Source organism: Cryobacterium soli (assembly GCF_003611035.1).
Classification (GTDB): Bacteria; Actinomycetota; Actinomycetes; order Actinomycetales; family Microbacteriaceae; genus Cryobacterium; species Cryobacterium soli.
In genome coordinates this window covers 257,845-276,861 of record NZ_CP030033.1, presented here as the reverse complement: position 1 = coordinate 276,861, position 19,017 = coordinate 257,845, and the positions used below count along the sequence as shown (strand labels likewise).

19 protein-coding genes are annotated in these 19,017 nt (G+C 68.1%); 9 read left to right on the top strand and 10 right to left on the bottom strand.

Annotated features, from left to right (window positions below):
* Positions 1 to 72: 72 nt before the first annotated feature.
* A complete protein-coding gene (locus DOE79_RS01330) occupies positions 73 to 1,881 on the bottom strand; it encodes a DEAD/DEAH box helicase (RefSeq protein ID WP_120340084.1) in 1,809 nt (602 codons plus the stop codon).
* A gap of 212 nt (positions 1,882 to 2,093) precedes the next feature.
* Between DOE79_RS01330 and DOE79_RS01325 the strand changes: the two genes are divergently transcribed.
* Positions 2,094 to 2,909, top strand: a complete 816-nt coding sequence (locus tag DOE79_RS01325; RefSeq protein ID WP_120336952.1) for an SGNH/GDSL hydrolase family protein — start codon at positions 2,094 to 2,096, stop codon at positions 2,907 to 2,909.
* Between the two features lie 16 nt (positions 2,910 to 2,925).
* Here DOE79_RS01325 and DOE79_RS01320 read toward each other — a convergent pair whose 3' ends face one another.
* Both DOE79_RS01320 and DOE79_RS01315 read right to left on the bottom strand, forming a co-directional pair.
* Entirely contained in the window at positions 2,926 to 4,149 is a 1,224-nt protein-coding gene (locus tag DOE79_RS01320; RefSeq protein ID WP_120336951.1) for a D-alanyl-D-alanine carboxypeptidase family protein, read from the bottom strand.
* Positions 4,150 to 4,212: 63 nt separating this feature from the next.
* Positions 4,213 to 5,016, bottom strand: a complete 804-nt coding sequence (locus tag DOE79_RS01315; RefSeq protein ID WP_120336950.1) for a TrmH family RNA methyltransferase — start codon at positions 5,014 to 5,016, stop codon at positions 4,213 to 4,215.
* Positions 5,017 to 5,200: 184 nt separating this feature from the next.
* On the opposite strand from DOE79_RS01315, the gene DOE79_RS01310 reads away from it, so the two are divergent.
* Together DOE79_RS01310 and DOE79_RS01305 are read left to right on the top strand one after the other, a co-directional pair.
* A complete protein-coding gene (locus DOE79_RS01310) occupies positions 5,201 to 6,055 on the top strand; it encodes a Sir2 family NAD-dependent protein deacetylase (RefSeq protein WP_120336949.1) in 855 nt (284 codons plus the stop codon).
* Positions 6,052 to 6,618, top strand: coding sequence for a histidine phosphatase family protein (locus DOE79_RS01305; protein ID WP_120336948.1), 567 nt, complete (start codon positions 6,052 to 6,054; stop codon positions 6,616 to 6,618). The genes DOE79_RS01310 and DOE79_RS01305 overlap by 4 nt, the downstream gene beginning before the upstream one ends.
* Before the next feature lie 30 nt (positions 6,619 to 6,648).
* Here the strand turns inward: DOE79_RS01305 and DOE79_RS01300 are convergent, their stop codons facing one another.
* Positions 6,649 to 7,734, bottom strand: a complete 1,086-nt coding sequence (locus tag DOE79_RS01300) for a glycosyltransferase family 4 protein (RefSeq protein ID WP_120340083.1) — start codon at positions 7,732 to 7,734, stop codon at positions 6,649 to 6,651.
* A 20-nt stretch (positions 7,735 to 7,754) separates the two neighbouring features.
* Positions 7,755 to 8,657, bottom strand: coding sequence for an alpha/beta fold hydrolase (locus DOE79_RS01295; protein ID WP_120336947.1), 903 nt, complete (start codon positions 8,655 to 8,657; stop codon positions 7,755 to 7,757).
* 113 nt (positions 8,658 to 8,770) lie between these two features.
* On the opposite strand from DOE79_RS01295, the gene treS reads away from it, so the two are divergent.
* On the top strand, positions 8,771 to 10,468 hold the full coding sequence (gene treS, locus DOE79_RS01290; RefSeq protein WP_120336946.1) for a maltose alpha-D-glucosyltransferase: 1,698 nt from the start codon (positions 8,771 to 8,773) through the stop codon (positions 10,466 to 10,468).
* A gap of 96 nt (positions 10,469 to 10,564) precedes the next feature.
* On the opposite strand, the gene DOE79_RS01285 is transcribed toward treS, so the two are convergent.
* The 3 genes from DOE79_RS01285 to glgA all read right to left on the bottom strand — a co-directional run bounded on the left by DOE79_RS01285 (position 10,565) and on the right by glgA (position 12,955).
* Entirely contained in the window at positions 10,565 to 10,816 is a 252-nt protein-coding gene (locus DOE79_RS01285; RefSeq protein ID WP_066595443.1) for a type B 50S ribosomal protein L31, read from the bottom strand.
* A gap of 134 nt (positions 10,817 to 10,950) precedes the next feature.
* On the bottom strand, positions 10,951 to 11,733 hold the full coding sequence (locus DOE79_RS01280) for an ABC transporter ATP-binding protein (RefSeq protein ID WP_120336945.1): 783 nt from the start codon (positions 11,731 to 11,733) through the stop codon (positions 10,951 to 10,953).
* A 40-nt stretch (positions 11,734 to 11,773) separates the two neighbouring features.
* Positions 11,774 to 12,955 carry a glycogen synthase gene (gene glgA / locus DOE79_RS01275; protein ID WP_120336944.1) on the bottom strand — a complete coding sequence of 394 codons (1,182 nt, stop codon included), beginning with the start codon at positions 12,953 to 12,955 and terminating at the stop codon, positions 11,774 to 11,776.
* An 81-nt stretch (positions 12,956 to 13,036) separates the two neighbouring features.
* Here glgA and glgC point away from each other — a divergent pair, with 81 nt between their 5' ends.
* Entirely contained in the window at positions 13,037 to 14,281 is a 1,245-nt protein-coding gene (glgC, locus tag DOE79_RS01270; RefSeq protein WP_120336943.1) for a glucose-1-phosphate adenylyltransferase, read from the top strand.
* Positions 14,278 to 14,925 (top strand): phosphoserine phosphatase SerB, encoded by a 648-nt coding sequence (gene serB / locus DOE79_RS01265; RefSeq protein ID WP_120336942.1) that lies wholly within the window; start codon positions 14,278 to 14,280, stop codon positions 14,923 to 14,925. The genes glgC and serB overlap by 4 nt, the downstream gene beginning before the upstream one ends.
* 92 nt (positions 14,926 to 15,017) lie before the next feature.
* Here the strand turns inward: serB and fabG are convergent, their stop codons facing one another.
* Positions 15,018 to 15,728: a 3-oxoacyl-ACP reductase FabG gene (gene fabG, locus DOE79_RS01260; protein WP_120336941.1), complete on the bottom strand. Its 711-nt coding sequence runs from the start codon at positions 15,726 to 15,728 to the stop codon at positions 15,018 to 15,020.
* Positions 15,729 to 15,946: 218 nt separating this feature from the next.
* On the opposite strand from fabG, the gene DOE79_RS01255 reads away from it, so the two are divergent.
* Genes DOE79_RS01255 through DOE79_RS01245 form a run of 3 tightly spaced genes read left to right on the top strand, consistent with a single transcriptional unit; the run spans position 15,947 to position 17,339 of the window.
* Positions 15,947 to 16,234 (top strand): DUF3099 domain-containing protein, encoded by a 288-nt coding sequence (locus tag DOE79_RS01255; RefSeq protein ID WP_245977062.1) that lies wholly within the window; start codon positions 15,947 to 15,949, stop codon positions 16,232 to 16,234.
* Entirely contained in the window at positions 16,231 to 16,500 is a 270-nt protein-coding gene (locus DOE79_RS01250) for a hypothetical protein (protein WP_120336940.1), read from the top strand. Before DOE79_RS01255 ends, DOE79_RS01250 begins: the two co-directional genes overlap by 4 nt.
* The gene (locus DOE79_RS01245; RefSeq protein ID WP_120336939.1) at positions 16,497 to 17,339 is read left to right on the top strand and encodes an SURF1 family cytochrome oxidase biogenesis protein; all 843 of its coding nucleotides are present in this window, start codon (positions 16,497 to 16,499) and stop codon (positions 17,337 to 17,339) included. Before DOE79_RS01250 ends, DOE79_RS01245 begins: the two co-directional genes overlap by 4 nt.
* 34 nt (positions 17,340 to 17,373) lie before the next feature.
* Here DOE79_RS01245 and DOE79_RS01240 read toward each other — a convergent pair whose 3' ends face one another.
* Complete coding sequence (locus DOE79_RS01240; protein ID WP_120336938.1) at positions 17,374 to 18,972, bottom strand: ABC-F family ATP-binding cassette domain-containing protein; 1,599 nt, start codon at positions 18,970 to 18,972, stop codon at positions 17,374 to 17,376.
* Positions 18,973 to 19,017: the final 45 nt, after the last annotated feature.

Genomic DNA, 19,017 nt, shown 5'->3' with positions numbered 1-19,017 from the left:
TGCGTCACAACTGCGTTTCGGTCGGATTTCGCCGACCCTTCTACGATGCGATGCGATACGCGGGCCTGCGGGTCAGCTGCGGCCGAGTCGCTGGCGGAGCAGGTCGATGCGTTTCTGGATCTGGGTGACGCTGGCCTGGGCCACGGCGGGGCCGCCGCACAGCCGGCGGAGCTCCGCGTGCACCATGGCGTGCGGCTCCCCCGACAGCTTCGACCACATGCCCACAAGGCTGCCCAGCAGCGTCCGCTGCTCCTTGAGCGTGCGATAGAGCGGAATGGGCTCCGGCGGTGCCCCCTCCACCGCTGCGGCGGCGGTGCGGCGTTCGGAGCCGCGCTTGGACTGCTTCTGCTGGCGCTGGCGCAGCAGCTCGGAGACCTGCTCGGGCTCGAGGAGCCCGGGGATGCCGATGAAGTCGAATTCTTCGTCGGTGCCGGGCTCGGCCAGCTCGCCGTACTCGTCGCCGTTGAACATCACCATGTCGAAGGTGGCCTGGGAGTCCAGCGCCTGCCAGGTGAATTCCTCGCCGAGCTCGTCGGAGGCCTTCTCGGTCTTGTTCGCGGCCGCCACCATGGCGTCCTCGGGGTTGTACATGCCGTCGTCGCCGTCGTCCCGGTTGCTGCGGTCGAGGGCGTGGTCGCGTTCCAGCTCCATGGCGTTGGCCAGGCTCAATAGTCCGGGAACATTGGGCAGGAAGATCGACGCGGTCTCACCGCGACGGCGGGCGCGCACGAAACGCCCGATGGCCTGGGCGAAGAACAGCGGGGTCGAGGCGCTCGTGGCGTACACGCCCACGGCCAGGCGTGGCACGTCCACGCCTTCGGACACCATCCGCACCGCGACCATCCAGCGACGGGTGTTGTGCGAGAACTCGTCGATCCGGTCGCTGGACTCCTTCTCGTCGGAGAGCACCACGGTGGCCGGCTCGCCGGAGATCTCCTCGAGGATCGCGGCGTAGGCGCGCGCGGTGGTCTGATCGGTCGCGATAACCAGGCCGCCGGCATCGGGGATGCCGTGCCGCACCTCGGTGAGACGGCTGTCGGCGGCGCGCAACACGGCGGGGATCCACTGCCCGCTGGGTTCGAGAGCCGTGCGCCAGGCCTGGGAAGTGATGTCCTTGGTGTTGCCCTCGCCGAGCTTGGCTTCCATCTCGTCGCCGGCCCGGGTGCGCCACTTCATGTGCCCGGCGTAGACCATGAACATGACGGGACGCACGACGCCGTCCTCCAGCGCCCGGCCGTAGCCGTAGTTGTAGTCGCTCTGGGACAGTCGGATGCCGTGCTTGTCGGGAAGGTAGGTCACGAAAGGAATGGGCGAGGTGTCGGAGCGAAACGGGGTTCCGGTCAGCGAGAGACGCCGGGTGGCGGGGTCGAAGGCCTCCCGGATCGCGTCGCCCCAGCTCAAGGCGTCGCCGCCGTGGTGCACCTCGTCGAGGATCACGAGCGTGCGGCTGGACTGCGTCAGTTCGCGGTGCAGGGCGGCGCGGGTCGCGACCTGCGCGTAGGTGACGGCGATGCCGTGGAAATGGCTGCCGTAACGGCCGTGCGCGTTCTTGAAACCGGGGTCGAGCCGGATGCCGGCCCGGGCGGCGGCGTCCGCCCACTGGCGTTTGAGGTGCTCGGTGGGGGCGACCACGGTGATCCTGTCGATCACCCGGCGGGCCCGGAGCTCCGCGGCCAGGCGCAGGGCGAAGGTGGTCTTGCCTGCCCCGGGGGTGGCGGCGGCGAGGAAGTCGCGCGGCTGGTGCTGGAAGTACGCCTCGAGGGCCTCGGCCTGCCACGCCCGCAGCTTGCTGGCGGTACCCCAGGCCGCGCGTTCGGGGAAGGAGGGCGAGAGGTGCTCGGCGGCGCTGGTACCGGCCGGGCCGCGGGCCGGGCCGAACACCGGCGGCGTGTCGACGACCTCGGCCAGAAAGCTGTCACGAGGGGCGCTGTCGGCCCCCTCGGGATCGGAGGAGGGCGGGAGGAACAATCCGGGTTCAGTGGTCTCCCGATGCGAGGGTTCCCGGAAAGCGGATCCGAAGTCAGGTGGAGTAGTCACTTCATAAGAACTTACCAACTCGCGCCGACATTCGCCCGACGGGGCAGAATGAGTGCATGACGAAGCAGCAGCACCCGTGGTCCCGCTACGTCGCGATCGGCGACTCCTTCACCGAGGGGGTCGGCGATCCCGAACCGGCCAGCCCGGGCGGCAACCGTGGCTGGGCCGACAGGGTCGCCGAGATGCTCAGCCTCGGCTCCGACGACTTCGCCTACGGCAATCTCGCCGTGCGCGGCAAGCTGATGAACCAGATCCTCGCCGAGCAGGTACGCCCGGCCCTCGGCCTGCACCCCGACCTCATCACGATCTCCGCCGGCGGAAACGACGTGCTCCGGCCGGGCAGCGACCCGGATGCGATCGCGGCGCGCTTGGACGAGGCCGTCACCCTGCTGGGCTCAGACGGAGCCACGGTGGTGGTCTTCACCGGCATCGACGTGAGCTTCTCCCCCGTCCTCAGGGGGCTGCGCGGCAAGGTGGCCATCTACAACGAGAACATCCGGGCCGTCGCCGCCGCACACGACGCCATCGTGGCCGACATGTGGTCATTGACCGAGATCCAGGACGCCCGAATGTGGGCGCCGGACCGGCTGCACCTCAACCCGCTCGGGCATCACACCGTGGCCCGGATGGTGCTGGACGTGCTGAACGTCGAGAATCCGCTCGAACCCCTGGTACCCGAGCCCATGCCGGGCATCACCTGGCGCCGGGCGCGCACCGAGGACCTCGCCTGGGCGCGGGAGTACCTGGTGCCGTGGGTGTTGCGGCGGGTGCGGCACCAGTCGTCCGGCGACCACATCCTGCCCAAGCGGCCTGCCGTGGAACCGGTCACCCGGTTGGACGAGCCGGAGGAACCCGCGCGGAAGCACGGTTAGACGCGGACAGCTGGGGTCAGACCTGGCCGGGGTGCGTCCAGCGCCAGAACGGTCCGGGGTCGGTGATCGAGGTGTCCAAAATCAGCGGAACCGTGACGACGGCGCTGCCGATGGTCACGTCGACGCTGCCGACGGTATCGCCCTCGGTGCCGACGGTGAGCGGCTCGACCTCGACGTCGGTGCTGACCGGGGTGTCCGACCACACGACGGCTGACTGGGAGCTCTCGGCCACGGCCTGCCCTGACTGGCCCCACGGCGTCGTGTAGCTGGCGTAGACGGTCCCTTCCTCCACCAGGGTGACCTGGTGGAATCCGGGGCTCACACTGGCGATGAGGGTGCGCACGGTCGTGTTCAATTCGGGATGGGTGTTCCCGCCGAGCACGACGCCCACGAGGGTCACCGTCGTGTCCCCCACCGGAACATCGACGGCGAAGAGCAGGCAGGCGCCGGCCTCGTCGGTGGTTCCGGTCTTGATGCCGTCGACGCCGTCGACGCCGAGCAGCTTGTTCGTGTTGGTGACGGTTCCCACGGTGGGAATTTCCGCGGACGGCATGGCCACGATCGAGGGCAACACCGGATCGGCCATGACCAGCTTGCCGATGGCCACCAGGTCGGACGGGCTGCTCACGCTCTGCGCGGAGATGCCGCTGGTATCGGCAACCGTGGTGGCGGTCAGCCCGTGCTCACTGAGGTAGGCGGAGGCGGCGCCGAGGTACGCGTCGACGGAGCCGAACGCCCACACGGCCAGCGAGACGCTGTAGTTGTTCGCCGACGGGATGAGCATGGTCTCCAGGGCCTGACGCTGGGTGAGCACCATCCCGGCGGAAACCGGGGCCACTGAGCCGTTCTCGGCGACGGCATCGTAGTAGATGTCGACGTCCTTGTCGGTGAAGCTGATGTCGGGTCCTTCGTCGTCGCCGGTGAGGGGCTTGGCATCGAGGATGACCAGCGCCGTGACCATCTTGGTGATGCTGGCGATGGGCACAGAGGACTGGTCTCCGCTGCTGCCCAGCACGCCGTCGAACCCGATCGCGCCGATCGCTCCGGCACCCTGGGACGGCCAGGTGGGCGTCGCGGCCGCCTGGGTGAGAGCAGAGGGTTCGCTGACACTGGCGTCCAGTGCGGACACGGGTGCGAGGCCCGTGCTGGTGAGGTAGACGGCTGACGCGAGGACCACGGCGAGGGCACCGAAGAAAGCGAGTCGCCGACGGCGGTAGACCTGGCGTCGGGTGGGAGACATCCGTCGATTCTAACGAGGAGAAGTGTCCGGGCGGCGCAGCAGTGCCGCGCGCCCCGAAGCCGCCTACACGCGCAGGGCGTAGAGAGCGACGGCGCTGGCGGAGGCCACGTTGAGCGAGTCCACGCCGTGCAGCATCGGGATCGTCACGATCGTGTCCGCCGCGGACAGGGCATTGCGGCTCAGCCCATCGCCCTCGGTGCCGAGGACGATGGCGACCCGTTCGGGCGCCTGCCGGGCGAAGACGTCGAGGGACACGGCGTCGTCGGCGAGGGCGAGGGCGGCCAGGTGGAAGCCGTTCTCGTGCAGCACGGGTGCGGCCTCTGCCCACTCCGGCAGCCGCGTCCACGGCACCTGCAGCACGGTTCCCATACTCACCCGCACACTGCGGCGGTAGAGCGGGTCGGCGCACCGGGGAGTGATCAACACGGCGTCGGCGCCCAGCCCGGCGACGGACCGGAAGATCGCCCCCACATTGGTGTGGTCCACGATGTCCTCGAGGATCACGATGCGCCGGGCGCCACGGATGATGTCGGCCACCGACTTCAGGTCGGGCCGGTGCATGGCGGCGAGGGCGCCACGGTGCAGGTTGTACCCGGTGAGCTGCTCGAGCAGTGCGGCCGACCCCACGTAGATGGGAACGTCGGGCCAGTCCTTCAGGAGACGGGTGGCGTCGGGCAACCACTGCTCCTGCACGAGGACCGAGCGCGGGCGATGGCCGGCGTCGAGGGCGCGGCCGATCACCTTGGCCGACTCGGCGATGTACAAGCCGTTCGCCGGTTCGGTCACTCGGCGCAGAGCCACATCGGTCAGTCGGGAGTAGTCGGAGAGTCCCGGCTGGTCGAGGTCGGTAATCGGGACGATCTGCACGGCGGAGGCCGCCTTTCCGGGGATGTTCTGCTGGGTGGGAGGTTCTCGGTGGGCTGTCGTGCCGGCCGCTCCTTCGCGAACGTAACACAGCCGAAAACTGACCAGTTTAGACTCAGAGGACATCTCTGCCGCGCCAGGGCCCCTCCGGGCGCCGGTGGCGACGACGTGATGAGGATGGAGCACGATGACGGCCGAGACTGTCCTGACGACACCGGCGGTAGCCGGGAAAGACCTCGACGCGATTGCCGCGATCCTGCGCGGCCGTCGCACGGCCGTCCTGACCGGCGCCGGCGTGAGCACGGACTCGGGTATCCCGGACTACCGGGGCGCCGGCGCACCCGTGCGAGTGCCGATGACTTTCCAGACCTTCCTGGCCGACGAGCGGGCCCGCAAACGGTACTGGGCCGGCAGCCACCTCGGCTGGCACCGCTTTCGGGCGGCCGAGCCCAACCTCGGTCACCGCTCCCTTGTGGCCCTGGAGGATGCCGGTCTCGTCAGCGGGGTCGTCACCCAGAACGTCGACGGCCTGCACACCAGGGCCGGGTCCCGGCATGTCGTTGACCTGCACGGCTCCATGGACCTGGTGGTCTGCCTCTCCTGCGGGCAGGCCTTCGGCCGCGACAGCATCGCCGCCAGGCTCGAGGCGCACAACCCGGTCCTCGCCGACCCCGACCAGGTGGAGATCGCCCCGGACGGTGACGCGATCGTGGTCGACATCGATGACTTCGTCGTTCCGGACTGTTCCGTCTGCGGCGGTCTGCTCAAGCCCAATGTGGTCTTCTTCGGCGAACTTGTTCCCACGGCCAAGTTCACGGCGGCGTCGGCGCTGGTGCGGGCGGCGGATGCCCTGATCATCGCCGGTTCCTCGCTCGCGGTGAACTCGGGCATCCGGTTGCTCGAATTGGCCAGGCGCCGCAAGCTGCCCATCGTGGTGATCAATCGTGGTGTGACCAAGGGCGACGGCCGCGCGCAGATCAAACTGGAGGCGGGCACGTCGGAGACCTTCGCGGGACTTGTGGCGAGGCTGATCGAGTCATGACCCGGCTCGCGATCGTGCGGCACGGCCAGACCGACTGGAACCTGCAGACCCGCATCCAGGGCAGCACCGACATCCCGCTGAACTCCACCGGTCGCGCGCAGGCCGCGGAGACCGGCTTGCGCCTCAGCACCGCCAGGTGGGATGCCATTGTCACCAGTCCCCTGGTCCGGGCGCATGAAACCGCCCGGATCATCGCGGGTGAGCTGGACCACGCCGCCCCCGTGGTCGTCGCCGAGCTGACCGAACGCCACCACGGGGAGATCGAGGGGCTCACGTTCGCCGAGCGCCAGCTCCGGTTCCCGGACGGCTCCCGGGTGCCAGGGCTGGAGAGCCGGCAGGCCGTGCTGGACCGGGTGCTGCCCGCGCTTGAGCGCGTCGCCCTGGCCTACGCCGGTCAGGAGGTGATCGTCGTCTGCCACGGCGGGGTCATCGGCACGCTGGTGCGCTACGCCACCAACGGGGAACGCCCGGCGGCCGGTGAGCTGATCCCGAACGGGTCGGTGCATGACTTCCGCTGGCAGGACGGCCGGCTGGTGCTCGAACGCTTCGTGTCGGTGCGCTGACGGGTCGCGTCGCTCATGCGGCGGGCGGGGTCAGTCGCGCCGTGACGCGGCCCTGGTGCCCTGCAGCACCCGGAGGAGCCGCTCGGCCGATCCGGCCCAGGTGAAGCGCGCGGCCTGCAGCAGCGAGAGCCCTGATCGACGGGCCCACTCCCCCGGCAGATCGAGGGCGAGCACCGCCGCCGCCACGGCGTCGGGGTCCCGTGGGGCCACGTAGCTCGCCGCGTCGCCACCGATCTCCCGGAAAATGGGGATGTCGCTGACCACGACCGGGATGCCGAGGCCCATGGCCTCCACCAGCGGGATGCCGAAGCCTTCGTCGAGGGAGGTGCTCACCAGCGCGGTCGCGCCGGCCAGCAACGCCACGTACTCGTCGTCGCTGACACCGTTGTGGAACACCAGGGCCGCCTGCGGGGCGAGGGCGCTGAGCCGCGCCCGTTCGTCGTCGCTCACCCGGCTGAGCAGGTGCAGCTCGTAGCCGGGCAGGGCCGCCGCGGCGCGCACCAGGGTGTCCACGTTCTTGTACGGCATGAACGACCCCATGTAGATCAGCCGCTTCGCGGCGGGTTCGGTCCGGGCCGCCAGGCCGTCGGGCTGCGACACGGCATCCGCCGCATTCGGCACAACAGAAACGGGCCGCCGGGTGAGGCGGTGCCTGGCGATCAACTCACCGGTGGTCTCCGACACCGTCACCACGCCGTCCGACCGGTTCAGGAGCATCCGCTGCGGCGTCCAGGACAGGTGGTACAGCCGCCAGAGCAGGCGGATGGCTGCGGGGAACTCCCGCGGAGGTGTGCGGTTGCGGTAGTAGATCAGGTCGTGCACCGTGAGCACCAGGCGGTACCGTCGGCCCCACGAGCCCATGGTCTGCATGGGGCTGAAGACGATGTCGGGCTTCAGCCGGTTCACGGTGAGGGCGACGAGAGGCTCGAGCGCGCTGGTGGGCTTTCGCACGAGCTGCCAGGGCAGGTCGGGCAGCAGGGCCAGCTGACGGTGGTCGCTGATGAGCATCGTGACCGGGTGCAGGCGGCCGAGTTCGGTGACCAGTCCGGCCGTGTAGCGGCTGATGCCGTCGTGACGGTCGATCCGCGTGTAACGGCAGTCGAAGACGATGCGCAGGGAACGCTCGGGCGTGGCCGTCATGCCGGCGTCACCGCCAGGAAACGGCGCAGCGCGCGCGCGGCAGCCTCCGGGACCTCGTAGTGGATGAGGTGGCCCACGCCAGGCAGCACCTCGAGCTGCGCGTCGGCGAACTGGGTGACCAGCCGCTCCTGGGCGGCCACGGGGGTGATGTCATCCTTGTCGGCAGCGATCAGCAGCGTGCGGGTGGGGATGGCAGACGCGTATTCGCTGACATCGTGGCTCACCGACGCCCGGAACGCCTCGAGCACCACGGTGCGGTCGGCGAAGGCGGAGAAGTAGCGGTCGTGCTGATTGTGGATCCAGCGTCGCCGTTGGCGGTTGCGGGTCTTGGCCATGGTGATGCTCATCACCCGCACGATCACCCGGTTCCGCAGCAGGCCGAAGCCGAGGCGCTCGGGCAACCGGGCGGCCAGCCAGTAGTAGAAGACGGCGAGGCGGGTCAGGATGCCGCGCGGCCCGGAGAGTGCCGGTGCGGCGATCGGGTTCACCAGGACCAGGTCCTGGGCGGGCAGGCCTGCCGGAGCGGCCGCGGCGGCCGCGACGACGATCGATCCGAACGAGTGGCCGAGCACCACGAGCCGGCCGGGGACCGCCAGGACGCGCAGGAACTCCGCCAGCCAGGCGGCGTAGCTCTCGATGGTGTGCGGCAGGGCTGCGAATGCCGAGGATTCGCCGAAACCGGGCAGGTCGGGCGAGATGATCCGCAGCCCGTCCAGCTGGGCGACGACGGCTTCGAGGCCGTGGTGGTCTCCGCGGAATCCGTGCACGAGCACGACCGTCGTCGGGGATTCGGGGTCGCCGTACTCCCAGTACCGGGTGTCACTGCCGAGCACCGTGACGGTGGCGGCGCGGGCGTCCATCTGGCTGAGCAGGTCGGCGAAAGGCGAGGGAACGATCATCCGTCCCAGTTTAGGCGGGCGGCATGCAGGAGGCTGGACAGAACCCGTGCCGATCGACCTAGACTCACCTACATCTGCCCCATCCACCGCAGCGCAGGGCCGGAGGGAACACCGTGAGCTTCACCGCACCGATCCAACTTCCCGGGTTGACTCTGGATCCCCGGTGGTACCGCCGGGCCGTGTTCTACGAGGTCATGGTGCGGTCCTTCGTGGACAGCAACGCGGACGGCTCCGGAGACCTGTCCGGGCTTATCTCGAAGCTCGACTACCTCCAGTGGCTGGGCATCGACGCGCTGTGGATCCCGCCGTTCTTCACGTCACCGTTGCGGGACGGCGGCTACGACGTGGCCGACTACCGGTCGATCCTGCCCGAATTCGGCACGCTCGACGAGTTCAAGGAGCTGGTGACGAAGGCCCACGAGCGCAATATGCGCATCGTGATCGACCTGCCGTTGAACCACACGTCCGACCAGCACCTGTGGTTCCAACAGTCGAGGAGGGAGCCCGACGGGCCGTTCGGCGACTTCTACGTCTGGAACGACACCGACGACAGGTATCCGGACATCCGCATCATCTTCACCGATACCGAGGAGTCGAACTGGGCGTTCGATTCCGTCCGTCGGCAGTTCTACTTCCACCGGTTCTTCTCGCATCAACCCGACCTCAATTTTGAGAACCCGGCGGTGCACGAGGCGGTGCTGGACGTCATGCGTTTCTGGCTGGAGATGGGCGTGGACGGATTCAGGTTGGATGCGATCCCCTACCTCTACGAGTCCGACGAGGGGAATGGGGAAGGCGAACCGCCCACGCACGAATTCATCAAGCGGTTGCGCTCCCTGATCGACCGCGAGTATCCGGGACGCATTCTGCTCGCCGAGGCCAACCAGTGGCCACGGGAGGTCGCCGCGTTCTTCGGCACGGAGGAGGAACCGGAATGCCATATGGCGTTCGATTTTCCGGTGATGCCCCGGATCTTCTACTCGCTGCGGTCCCAGCGGGCCGGCGAGCTGACCCGGGTGCTCTCCGAGACCACGGACATCCCCGAGGGCGCCGGGTGGGCGGTATTCCTGCGTAATCACGACGAGCTCACCCTGGAGATGGTCAGCGAGGAGTACCGGCAGGCCATGTACGGCTGGTACGCCTACGATCCCCGGATGCGGGCGAATATCGGCATCCGCCGGCGGCTCGCGCCGCTCCTGGACAACTCGCGGTCCGAACTCGAGTTGGCTCACGCGCTGCTGTTCTCGCTGCCGGGCAGCCCGTTCCTCTACTACGGCGACGAGATCGGCATGGGCGACAACATCTGGCTGCCCGACCGGGACAGTTCGCGCACGCCCATGCAGTGGACCCCGGACCGCAACGGCGGCTTCTCCTCCGCTGATCCGGGGAAGCTGTACCTGCCTGTCGTGCAGTCGCTGGTGTACAACTACGCGCAGACGAACGTGGAATCCCACCTCGCCCAATCCGGGTCACTCCTGCACTGGATCCGGAACGTGATCTACGTGCGCAAGGGGCACCCCACGTTCGGCCTCGGCACCATGCGGGTACTGGCAACCGACCACGAGTCGATTCTGGCCTTTGTGCGAGAGTATGCCGGCTCCGGGTCGAGCTTCGGCGACCAGCCTGAGACCCTGCTCTGCGTGTTCAGCTTCGCGCACAACCCCGTGGCGTTCCGGGTCGAGGCGCCCGATCTGGCGGGCACCCGGTTGTACGACATCTTCGGCGGGGCCGTGTTCCCCTCGTTCGACGAGAACGGCGTCCTCACGCTGACCCTCGGCGCGCAGAGCTTCTACTGGCTGCACTGCGGGTGACGGCCGGCGAAGCCCGACGCGTTCACCCACGCGCGTTAAATCACACAGGGCGACCAGCCGAAGCCGGTCGCCCTGAAGCGTGGTGGAAGGGTCGGACTACTTGCCGAAGCCCTTGTACCGCGAGTTGAACTTCTCGACGCGTCCGGCGGAGTCCATGATGCGCTGCTTGCCCGTGTAGAACGGGTGCGACTCGGAGGAGATTTCCACGTCGATGACCGGGTACGTGGTGCCGTCTTCCCACTCGATGGTCTTCGAGCTGGAGACCGTCGAACGGGTAAGGAACGTCGCACCCGACGCGAGGTCGCGGAAGACCACGGGAGCGTATGTGGGGTGAATGTCAGACTTCATGGAGACTTCCTTGTTGCGTGTCGATGGGTGGGTTCTGGCTCGCCGGTTGCGGCAGAAAAGTATTCCGGTCTTAAGGACCAGCTATGGAGTTTAGCAGAATCTGAGGGCCTCGGGTGGCCGACGCCCGGGAGGGCTCAGATTGCCCGGGCAGAGAAGCGTCCGTCGGTCTCGGTCAGCTCGATGGGCAGGCCGAACGCGCGGGTCAGGGTGTCCGAGGTGAGGGACTCCGCCAGCGGGCCGGCGCTGACGACGCTGCCGCCGGACAACAGCAGAACGTGGGTGAATCCGCGCGGGATCTCTTCCACGTGGTGGGTGACCATGATGATGGCCGGGGAGTTCGGTTCGCTCGCGAAGCCGCTCAGCAGACGGAGCAGTTCTTCCCGGGCGCCGAGGTCGAGGCTCGCGGCGGGTTCGTCGAGAAGCAGGATCTCGGGGTCGGTCATGATCGACCGGGCGATCTGTACGCGCTTCTGTTCGCCGTCGCTCAGGCTGCCGAATGTGCGGTCGGCCAGGTGGTCGAGCTTCCATTCGGTGAGCACCCGCTGCGCGCGGCGCTCGTCGATCTCTTCGTACTCCTCGTTCCAGCGGCCGGTGACCGAGTAGGCCGCCGTCATCACGACGTTGAGCACGGTCTCGTTGGCCGGCACCCGGCGGGCCATGGCGGTGGAGGCGAAGCCGATCCGCGGACGCAGCTCGAACAGGTCGCTGCCGCCGATGGGCTCCTCGAGCACCTCGGCGGTACCGGAGGACGGGTGCATGAGCGCGGCGGCGATCTGCAGTGTCGTGGTCTTCCCCGCACCGTTCGGTCCGAGGATGACCCAGCGCTGATCGCTGTCTACACTCCAATCCACTGAGTCGAGGATGGTTGTGCCACCCCGGACGACGGAGACTCCGGTGAAGTGAAGAACGTTGACCATGCACCCATGTTATCGGGCGGCGCTGGGCCCCTCGGTCACGCTAGAGCAGTGCGGCGTAAATCTCCCGCGTGCTCGCGGCTATCTGGCCCCAGCTGAACATCTCTTCGGCCCGGACCCGGCCGGCGCGGCCCATCCGGGCGGCCAGATCGGGGTCGGCGAGCACCTCGGTGAGGGTGCGGGCCAGATCGGCGACGAAGACCTCGGGGTCGGTCGGGGTGCCTGTCCCGTCGCTGAGCTGGTCGATGGGGACCAGTCGGCCGGTGACGCCATCCGCAACGACCTCGGGGATGCCGCCGGTCGCGGTGCCCACCACAGGCAGGCCGCAAGCCATGGCTTCGAGGTTGACGATGCCGAGCGGTTCGTAGACCGAGGGGCAGACGAAGACCGTGCCGGCCGTGAGCACGGCAGAGAGCTCGTGCTGCGGCAGCAGCCGGTCGATCCAGACGACGCCGGATCGTTCCTTCTGCAGTTCTTCGACCAGGCCGGTGACCTCGGCGAGGATGCCGGGCGTGTCAGGGGCGCCCGCGCAGAGCACGAGCTGCACCTCAGGCGGAAGCATCGCGGCTGCGCGCAGGAGGTACGGGAGGCCCTTCTGCCGGGTGATCCGGCCGACGAACACCACCGACGGTCGGTCGGGGTCGATGCCGAGCGCGCGCACCACGTCGGCGTCGGTCGTCGGTTTCCACCGGTCAAGGTCGATGCCGTTGTACACCACGTGCACACGGGACTCGTCCAGGGCGGGATAGCTGCGCAGGATGTCGGCGCGCATGCCTCCGCTGACGGCGATGACGGCGTCGGCGGCTTCGAACGCGGTCTTCTCGATCCAGCTCGACACACGGTAGCCGCCGCCCAGCTGCTCGGCCTTCCACGGGCGCAACGGCTCGAGGCTGTGTGCGGTGACCACGTGCGGCACCCCGTGCAGCAGCTTGGCGATGTGCCCGGCCCCGTTGGCGTACCAGGTGTGCGAGTGCACCACATCGGCGCCCTGCACGTCCTGGGCCATCTGCAGGTCGACGCCGAGGGTGGTGAGTGTCGCATTGGCCTCGGCCAGTTCGGCGGGCACGCCGTACGCGAACGTGTCGGCCTCCGTCCGGGGGGCGCCGAAGCACCGCACCGTGACATCGATGTCGGTGCGGAGGGCCTTGACCAGCTCGGCGACGTGAACGCCGGCCCCTCCATAGATCTCGGGCGGGTATTCCTTGGTGAGCAGATCGACGCGCATGCAGTAAAACTAGCGCAGGGCGATGGGCTGACACACCCCCGCACGCTGGTCGGAAGCACCGGATGGCCCTAATCTAAAGTTATGAAGGCCCAGAAGATCTTTGGAATCGTTCTCGCAGGCGGCGAGGGAAAACGGCTGATGCCGTTGACCGAAGACCGCGCCAAACCAGCGGTGCCGTTTGGGGGGCATTACCGGTTGATCGACTTCGCATTGTCGAATCTGATCAACTCCGGTGTCACCCAGATCGTCGTCCTGACCCAGTACAAGTCCCACAGCCTCGACCGTCACGTGTCTCAGACCTGGCACGTGTCCGGCGGACTGTTCAACTCCTACATCGCCTCCGTGCCCGCGCAGCAGCGGCTCGGCAAGCGCTGGTTCAGCGGGTCGGCGGATGCCATCCTGCAGAGCCTCAACCTCATCCACGATGAGAAGCCCGACATCGTCGTCGTGGTCGGTGCCGACCACGTCTACCGCATGGACTTCAGCCAGATGATCCAGGCGCACATCGATTCCGGTGCGCAGGCCACCGTGGCGGCCATCCGGCAGCCCATCGGCCTGGCCGACCAGTTCGGCGTCATCGAAGTGGATGCCGCAACGCCGGACCGGATCAGCGACTTCCGGGAGAAGCCCAAGGACGCCATCGGCCTGGCCGACGCGCCGCACGAGGTGTTCGCCTCGATGGGCAACTACGTCTTCAACGCCGACGCGCTGATCGAGGCCGTTCGCCGTGACGGCGAACGCACCGACTCCAGCCACGACATGGGCGGCGACATCGTCCCCGACTTCGTCTCCCGCGGCGAGGCCGGCGTCTACGACCTGCAGCGCAACGACGTGCCGGGGTCCACCGACCGCGACCGGTACTACTGGCGCGATGTGGGAACCATCGACTCGTTCTTCGAGGCCCACCAGGACCTGATCAGCGCCCTGCCGGTGTTCAACCTGTACAACCAGAGCTGGCCGATCTTCAGCCAGCAGCTGAACTCGCCGCCGGCCAAGTTCGTGCGCGACGCCAAGGGTTCACTGGGCACCGTGATCGATTCGATCGTCTCGCTCGGCTGCGTCATTTCCGGCGCCCACCTCGAGCGCAGTGTCGTCGGCCCCTGGGCCGTCATCGACTCTGGCGCCCACGTGGTCGACTCGATCGTCTTCGACCGGGTGCAGATCCGGCCGGGCGCCGTGGTGCACCGCGCCATCCTCGACAAGGACGTCATCGTCGCGGAGGGCGCCAACATCGGCGTCGACCGTGACCGTGACCTCGCCCGGGGGTTCAGTGTCACCGAGTCCGGGATCACCGTGGTCGGCAAGGGCGTGCACGTTCACCCGTGAATGCCCCAGCTAGGTTCCTCGTCGTCCTGGATGCCGATTCCACCCTGATCGAGAACGAGGTCATCGAGCTCCTCGCTGACGCGGCCGGTTCCCTCGCCCTGGTGGCCGAGGTGACCGACCGTGCCATGCGCGGCGAACTCGACTTCGCGGAGAGCCTGCGGCAACGGGTCGCCACCCTCGCCGGACTGTCCACCGACGTCTTCGCCCAGGTGGGTGCCCTGATTCGTCCCACCGCAGGCGTGCACGACCTCATCAACGGTCTGCACGTCGGCGGCAGCCGGATCGGAGTCGTCTCCGGCGGCTTCCACGAGCTCCTCGACCCGCTGGCCGCGACCCTGGGCCTCGATCACTGGCGGGCCAACCGGCTCGAGGTCGAGGACGGCCACATCACCGGCAGGCTGTCCGGGCCGATCATCGACGCGTCGGCGAAAGCGGCCGCCCTGGTCGAATGGGCGGCGTTGGACGGCGTCGACCTCTGCTCCACGGTGGCGGTGGGCGACGGGGCCAACGACCTCACCATGATGCGCATTGCCGGTCTCGGAGTGGCGTTCAATGCCAAGCCCATCGTGCGCCGCTCGGCCGACCTGGTGATCGGCACGAACGACCTCAGCCAGGTACTGCCCCTCCTGGGCCTGCGCGGCTGACCCCTGGCGCTTGCGCCGAACGCACAGAAGAACCGAAGAAGCCCGGCGGGACCACTGGTCCGGCCGGGCTTCCGTCTGTGCGGTGGGGCTGCCTAGTGGCCCATTCCCAGTCCGCCGTCGACGGGGATGACGGCACCCGAGATGTAGGACGCGTCGTCGCCCGCGATCCAGGTGACCACCCGTGCGACCTCTGCCGGGGAGGCAAAGCGTCCGGCCGGGATGTTCCGCTTGTACTCGGCCTGCTGCGCCTCGGGGAGCGCTGCGGTCATGTCGGTCTCGATGAACCCGGGGGCGACGACGTTCGCCGTGATGCCCCGTGCGCCGAGTTCGCGGGTGACCGAACGGGCGAGGCCCACGAGTCCGCTCTTCGACGAGGAGTAGTTGACCTGGCCGGCCGAACCGTAGAGGCCGACGACGCTGGAGATCAGGACGATCCGGCCGAAGCGGGCCTTGAGCATGCCCTTGGAGGCGCGCTTGACCACGCGGAAGGCTCCGCTGAGGTTCGTGTCGATGACGGACGTGAAGTCCTCTTCGCTCATCCGCATCAGGAGGGTGTCCTTGGTGATGCCGGCGTTGGCCACGACGACCTCGACGGGGCCGTAGGCGGCCTCGATCTCGGTGAACGCCGCATCGATGGAGGCGTAGTCGGTGACGTCGGCGCGCACGGTGAGGCTGCCGGCGGGGCCCTCACCGGAGCGGGCCGTGATGGCTACCCGGTGCCCCTGGGCGATGAATTCCTCGGCGATGGCGTAGCCGATGCCGCGGTTGCCTCCCGTTACCAGAACTGTTCGAGCGGTCGCCATGGCGCGGTCCTTTCAGTGAGCATGCCCGCATTCAGCGCGGGCACAGATTCATTCAGCTTAGAGCGTTCCGGGATGTGACCCACGGGGCGGGCAGGGGACGTAGGCTTGTTTCAGAGCGTGGACAGGCATATTTGGATCCCTGAGCGATGGGCACGATGAAGCAGCAGCAGTCGATCACGACGCTCCCCCCGTCACCGGACGAGGAGCGGCGACGTCGCATGATCAGGTACACGGTCACCATGGGCATCCGCATGGTGTGCATCGTTTTGATGCTCTTTGTGCACGGGTGGTGGCTGCTCGTGTGCGCCCTCGGCGCCATCCTGCTGCCGTACTTCGCCGTCATCGCCGCGAACGTGCATGGCGAGCAGCGGACGACGCCGGTCCTGCGGCCGGGCGCCATCGAGCTCTCCCGTGGTGCTGAGGCGCCGCACGACAGGGCGGCACGGCCTGAAACCGTCACGCCCGACGAGTCCGCGCGAGCGGGCGACGGAGAGGACGCGCGGTGATCGGGTTCGGCGCCGCCCCCGAGACCACCAACTGCTCGCGAGCGGGATGCCGGGAACTGGCTTCCTGGCGCTTGGACTGGCGGAATCCGCGTATCCATACCGAAGACCGGGTGAAGACCTGGCTGGCCTGTGACGAGCACGTCGACTTCCTCCGGGACTTCCTGTCCACCCGCGACTTCCCGTTGCGCGTGAGCCCCCTGGAGTCCGCTGATCCTGCCGGGGCTGAGCTGACCGGGACTGAGCTGACCGGGACGGAGCTCGCGTGAGCGGCTGGCGCTTCCTGATCTCCCGGCAGTGGGCCGGTTACCTGGCCCTCACCATCGTGTTCGCTGTCATCTGCTCCGGCCTCGGTGTGTGGCAGCTCGCCCGCCGCGCCGAGGCTCAGGCCGAGATCAGCCGGGTGGAGACGAACTTCGACGCAGAGGCTGTGCCGGTCACCGAGGCGCTTCCGAGCCTGGACTCCTTCGAGGAGTCGCAGAAGTGGTTGCCGGTTGAACTCACAGGAACCTACCTCAGGGACGAGGAGATCCTGGTGCGCAACCGCCCGTTGAACATCAACCCGGGTTTCGAGGTGCTCACTCCCCTGTTGCTGACCGACGGCGATGTGTTCATCGTGAACCGTGGCTGGGTGCCCACCGGCGAGGACCAGAACGCGCCGGACTCCGTTCCGGCCGCTCCCGCCGGGGAGGTCACGGTGATCGCCCGGCTCAAGCAGGGCGAACCGTCTCTGGCCGGGCGCAGCGCCACGGGCAACCAGATCGCGACGATCAACCTGACCGAGATCGCCGAACGGCTCGGGACCGACACCTACACCGGCGCCTACGGCCTGATGAAGTCCGAGGACCCGGCCACCGCCGACCGTCCGACGGCCGTGACCCGGCCGGTACGGGACGAGGGGCCGCACCTGTCGTACGCGTTCCAGTGGTTTGTTTTCGCCCTGATGGGCTTCATCGGCCTGGGCTGGGCGGCCCGCCAGGAGTACCGCAACATCAACGCTGAGGATCCCGACGAGCGCGTCAGGGCCGCAGACCGGGCCCGTCGCCAGGCGGCCAAGCCGCGCAGCGACGCCGACATCGAGGACGAGCTGGTCGACCAGCACTCCTGAAGCGGAACCGGCCGGCACATACCGGCCCCGGCTGCTACGCCAGCGTGATCAGGTCCAGGTAATCCTTGTTCCAGTGGTCCTCGGTGCCGTCTGGCATGATGAGCACCCGCTCGGGGTTGAGTGCCTCGACGGCACCCTCATCGTGGCTGACCAGCACCACGGCGCCGGTGAAGTGCGCGAGGGCGTCGAGGATCTCTTCGCGGCTGGCCGGGTCGAGGTTGTTGGTCGGTTCGTCGAGCAGCAGCACGTTGGCACCGGAGACCACGATCATGGCCAGGGCCAGCCGGGTCTTCTCTCCACCGGAGAGCACCCCGGCAGGCTTGTGCGAGTCGTCCCCGGTGAACAGGAACGAACCGAGGACCCTTCGGGCCTCCATCTCGGTGATGTTCGGCGAGGAGGAGATCATGTTCTGCAGCACGCTGCGCTTCACGTCGATCGTCTCGTGCTCCTGGGCGAAGTAGCCGATCCGCAGGCCGTGACCGGCCACGATCTCGCCCGTGTCCGGCTTGTCGACGCCGGCCAGCATCCGCAGCAGGGTGGTCTTGCCGGCACCGTTGAGGCCCAGGATGACGACCTTGGAGCCGCGGTCGATGGCGAGATCGACGGCGGCGAAGATCTCGAGCGAGCCGTAGCTCTTGGACAGGTCACTGGCCATCAGCGGGGTGCGGCCGCACGGAGCGGGCTCGGGGAAGCGCAGCTTGGCGACCCGGTCGACGACACGCACGGCATCCAGGCCGGACAGGAGCTTCTCGGCACGCGCGACCATCTGGTGAGCGGCAGCGGCCTTACTGGCCTTGGCGCCGAATTTGGCGGCCTGCAGCTGCAGGGTCGACGCCTTCTTCTCAGCGTTCGCGCGTTCCTTCTTGCGACGGTCGGCGTCGGCGACGCGCTGGCGCTGGTAGTTCTTCCAGTTCATGTTGTAGATGTCGATGACCATGCGGTTGGCATCCAGGTAGAACACCCGGTTCACCGTGTCGCCGACCAGCTCGATGTCGTGGCTGATGATGATGCAGCCGCCGCGGTAGTTCTTCACGAACTCGCGCAGCCACACGACCGAATCGGCGTCGAGGTGGTTGGTGGGCTCGTCGAGGATCATTGTCTCGGCGGCAGAGAACAGGATGCGGGCCAGCTCGATGCGGCGACGCTGGCCGCCGGAGAGGGTGCGCAACGGCTGGTCGAGGATCCGGTCGGGCAGGTTCAGGTTGCTCGCGATCGACGCGGCCTCGGCCTCGGCGGCGTATCCGCCCAGCGCGTTGAACTCGTCGGTGAGGGTGCCGTACCGCTTCATGGCCCGTTCGCTGACCTTGCTGTCGGCGCTACCCATCTCGATGCCGGCCTGAGTGAGGCCGAGCGAGATGGTGCCGAGTCCGCGGGCATCCAGGATCCGGGTGCGAGCCAGCATGTCGGGGTCACCGGAGCGCGGGTCCTGCGGCAGATAGCCGATCTCGCCGGAGCTTTCGATCTTGCCCTTTGTGGGCAGCGTCTCCCGGGCCAGGGTCTTCGTCAGCGTCGTCTTGCCGGCACCGTTCCGGCCGACCAGGCCGATCTTGTCGCCGGCGGACACCCGGAAGTTGACGTCCTCCATGAGCACGCGCGCCCCAACTCGGATTTCGAGATCTTGCACACTGAGCACAGCAATAGTCCATTCGAGGGAGTCGTGGGAGGGCCGGCCGAACCC

What these genes read in the sequence shown, in the direction of transcription:
- DOE79_RS01325 (WP_120336952.1), top strand. Translation starts at nt 2,094, where the DNA reads ATGACGAAGCAGCAGCACCCGTGGTCCCGCTACGTCGCGATCGGCGAC.
- DOE79_RS01320 (WP_120336951.1), bottom strand. Translation starts at nt 4,149, where the DNA reads ATGTCTCCCACCCGACGCCAGGTCTACCGCCGTCGGCGACTCGCTTTC.
- DOE79_RS01310 (WP_120336949.1), top strand. Translation starts at nt 5,201, where the DNA reads ATGACGGCCGAGACTGTCCTGACGACACCGGCGGTAGCCGGGAAAGAC.
- DOE79_RS01305 (WP_120336948.1), top strand. Translation starts at nt 6,052, where the DNA reads ATGACCCGGCTCGCGATCGTGCGGCACGGCCAGACCGACTGGAACCTG.
- DOE79_RS01295 (WP_120336947.1), bottom strand. Translation starts at nt 8,657, where the DNA reads ATGATCGTTCCCTCGCCTTTCGCCGACCTGCTCAGCCAGATGGACGCC.
- DOE79_RS01285 (WP_066595443.1), bottom strand. Translation starts at nt 10,816, where the DNA reads ATGAAGTCTGACATTCACCCCACATACGCTCCCGTGGTCTTCCGCGAC.
- DOE79_RS01280 (WP_120336945.1), bottom strand. Translation starts at nt 11,733, where the DNA reads ATGGTCAACGTTCTTCACTTCACCGGAGTCTCCGTCGTCCGGGGTGGC.
- glgA (WP_120336944.1), bottom strand. Translation starts at nt 12,955, where the DNA reads ATGCGCGTCGATCTGCTCACCAAGGAATACCCGCCCGAGATCTATGGA.
- glgC (WP_120336943.1), top strand. Translation starts at nt 13,037, where the DNA reads ATGAAGGCCCAGAAGATCTTTGGAATCGTTCTCGCAGGCGGCGAGGGA.
- fabG (WP_120336941.1), bottom strand. Translation starts at nt 15,728, where the DNA reads ATGGCGACCGCTCGAACAGTTCTGGTAACGGGAGGCAACCGCGGCATC.
- DOE79_RS01255 (WP_245977062.1), top strand. Translation starts at nt 15,947, where the DNA reads ATGATCAGGTACACGGTCACCATGGGCATCCGCATGGTGTGCATCGTT.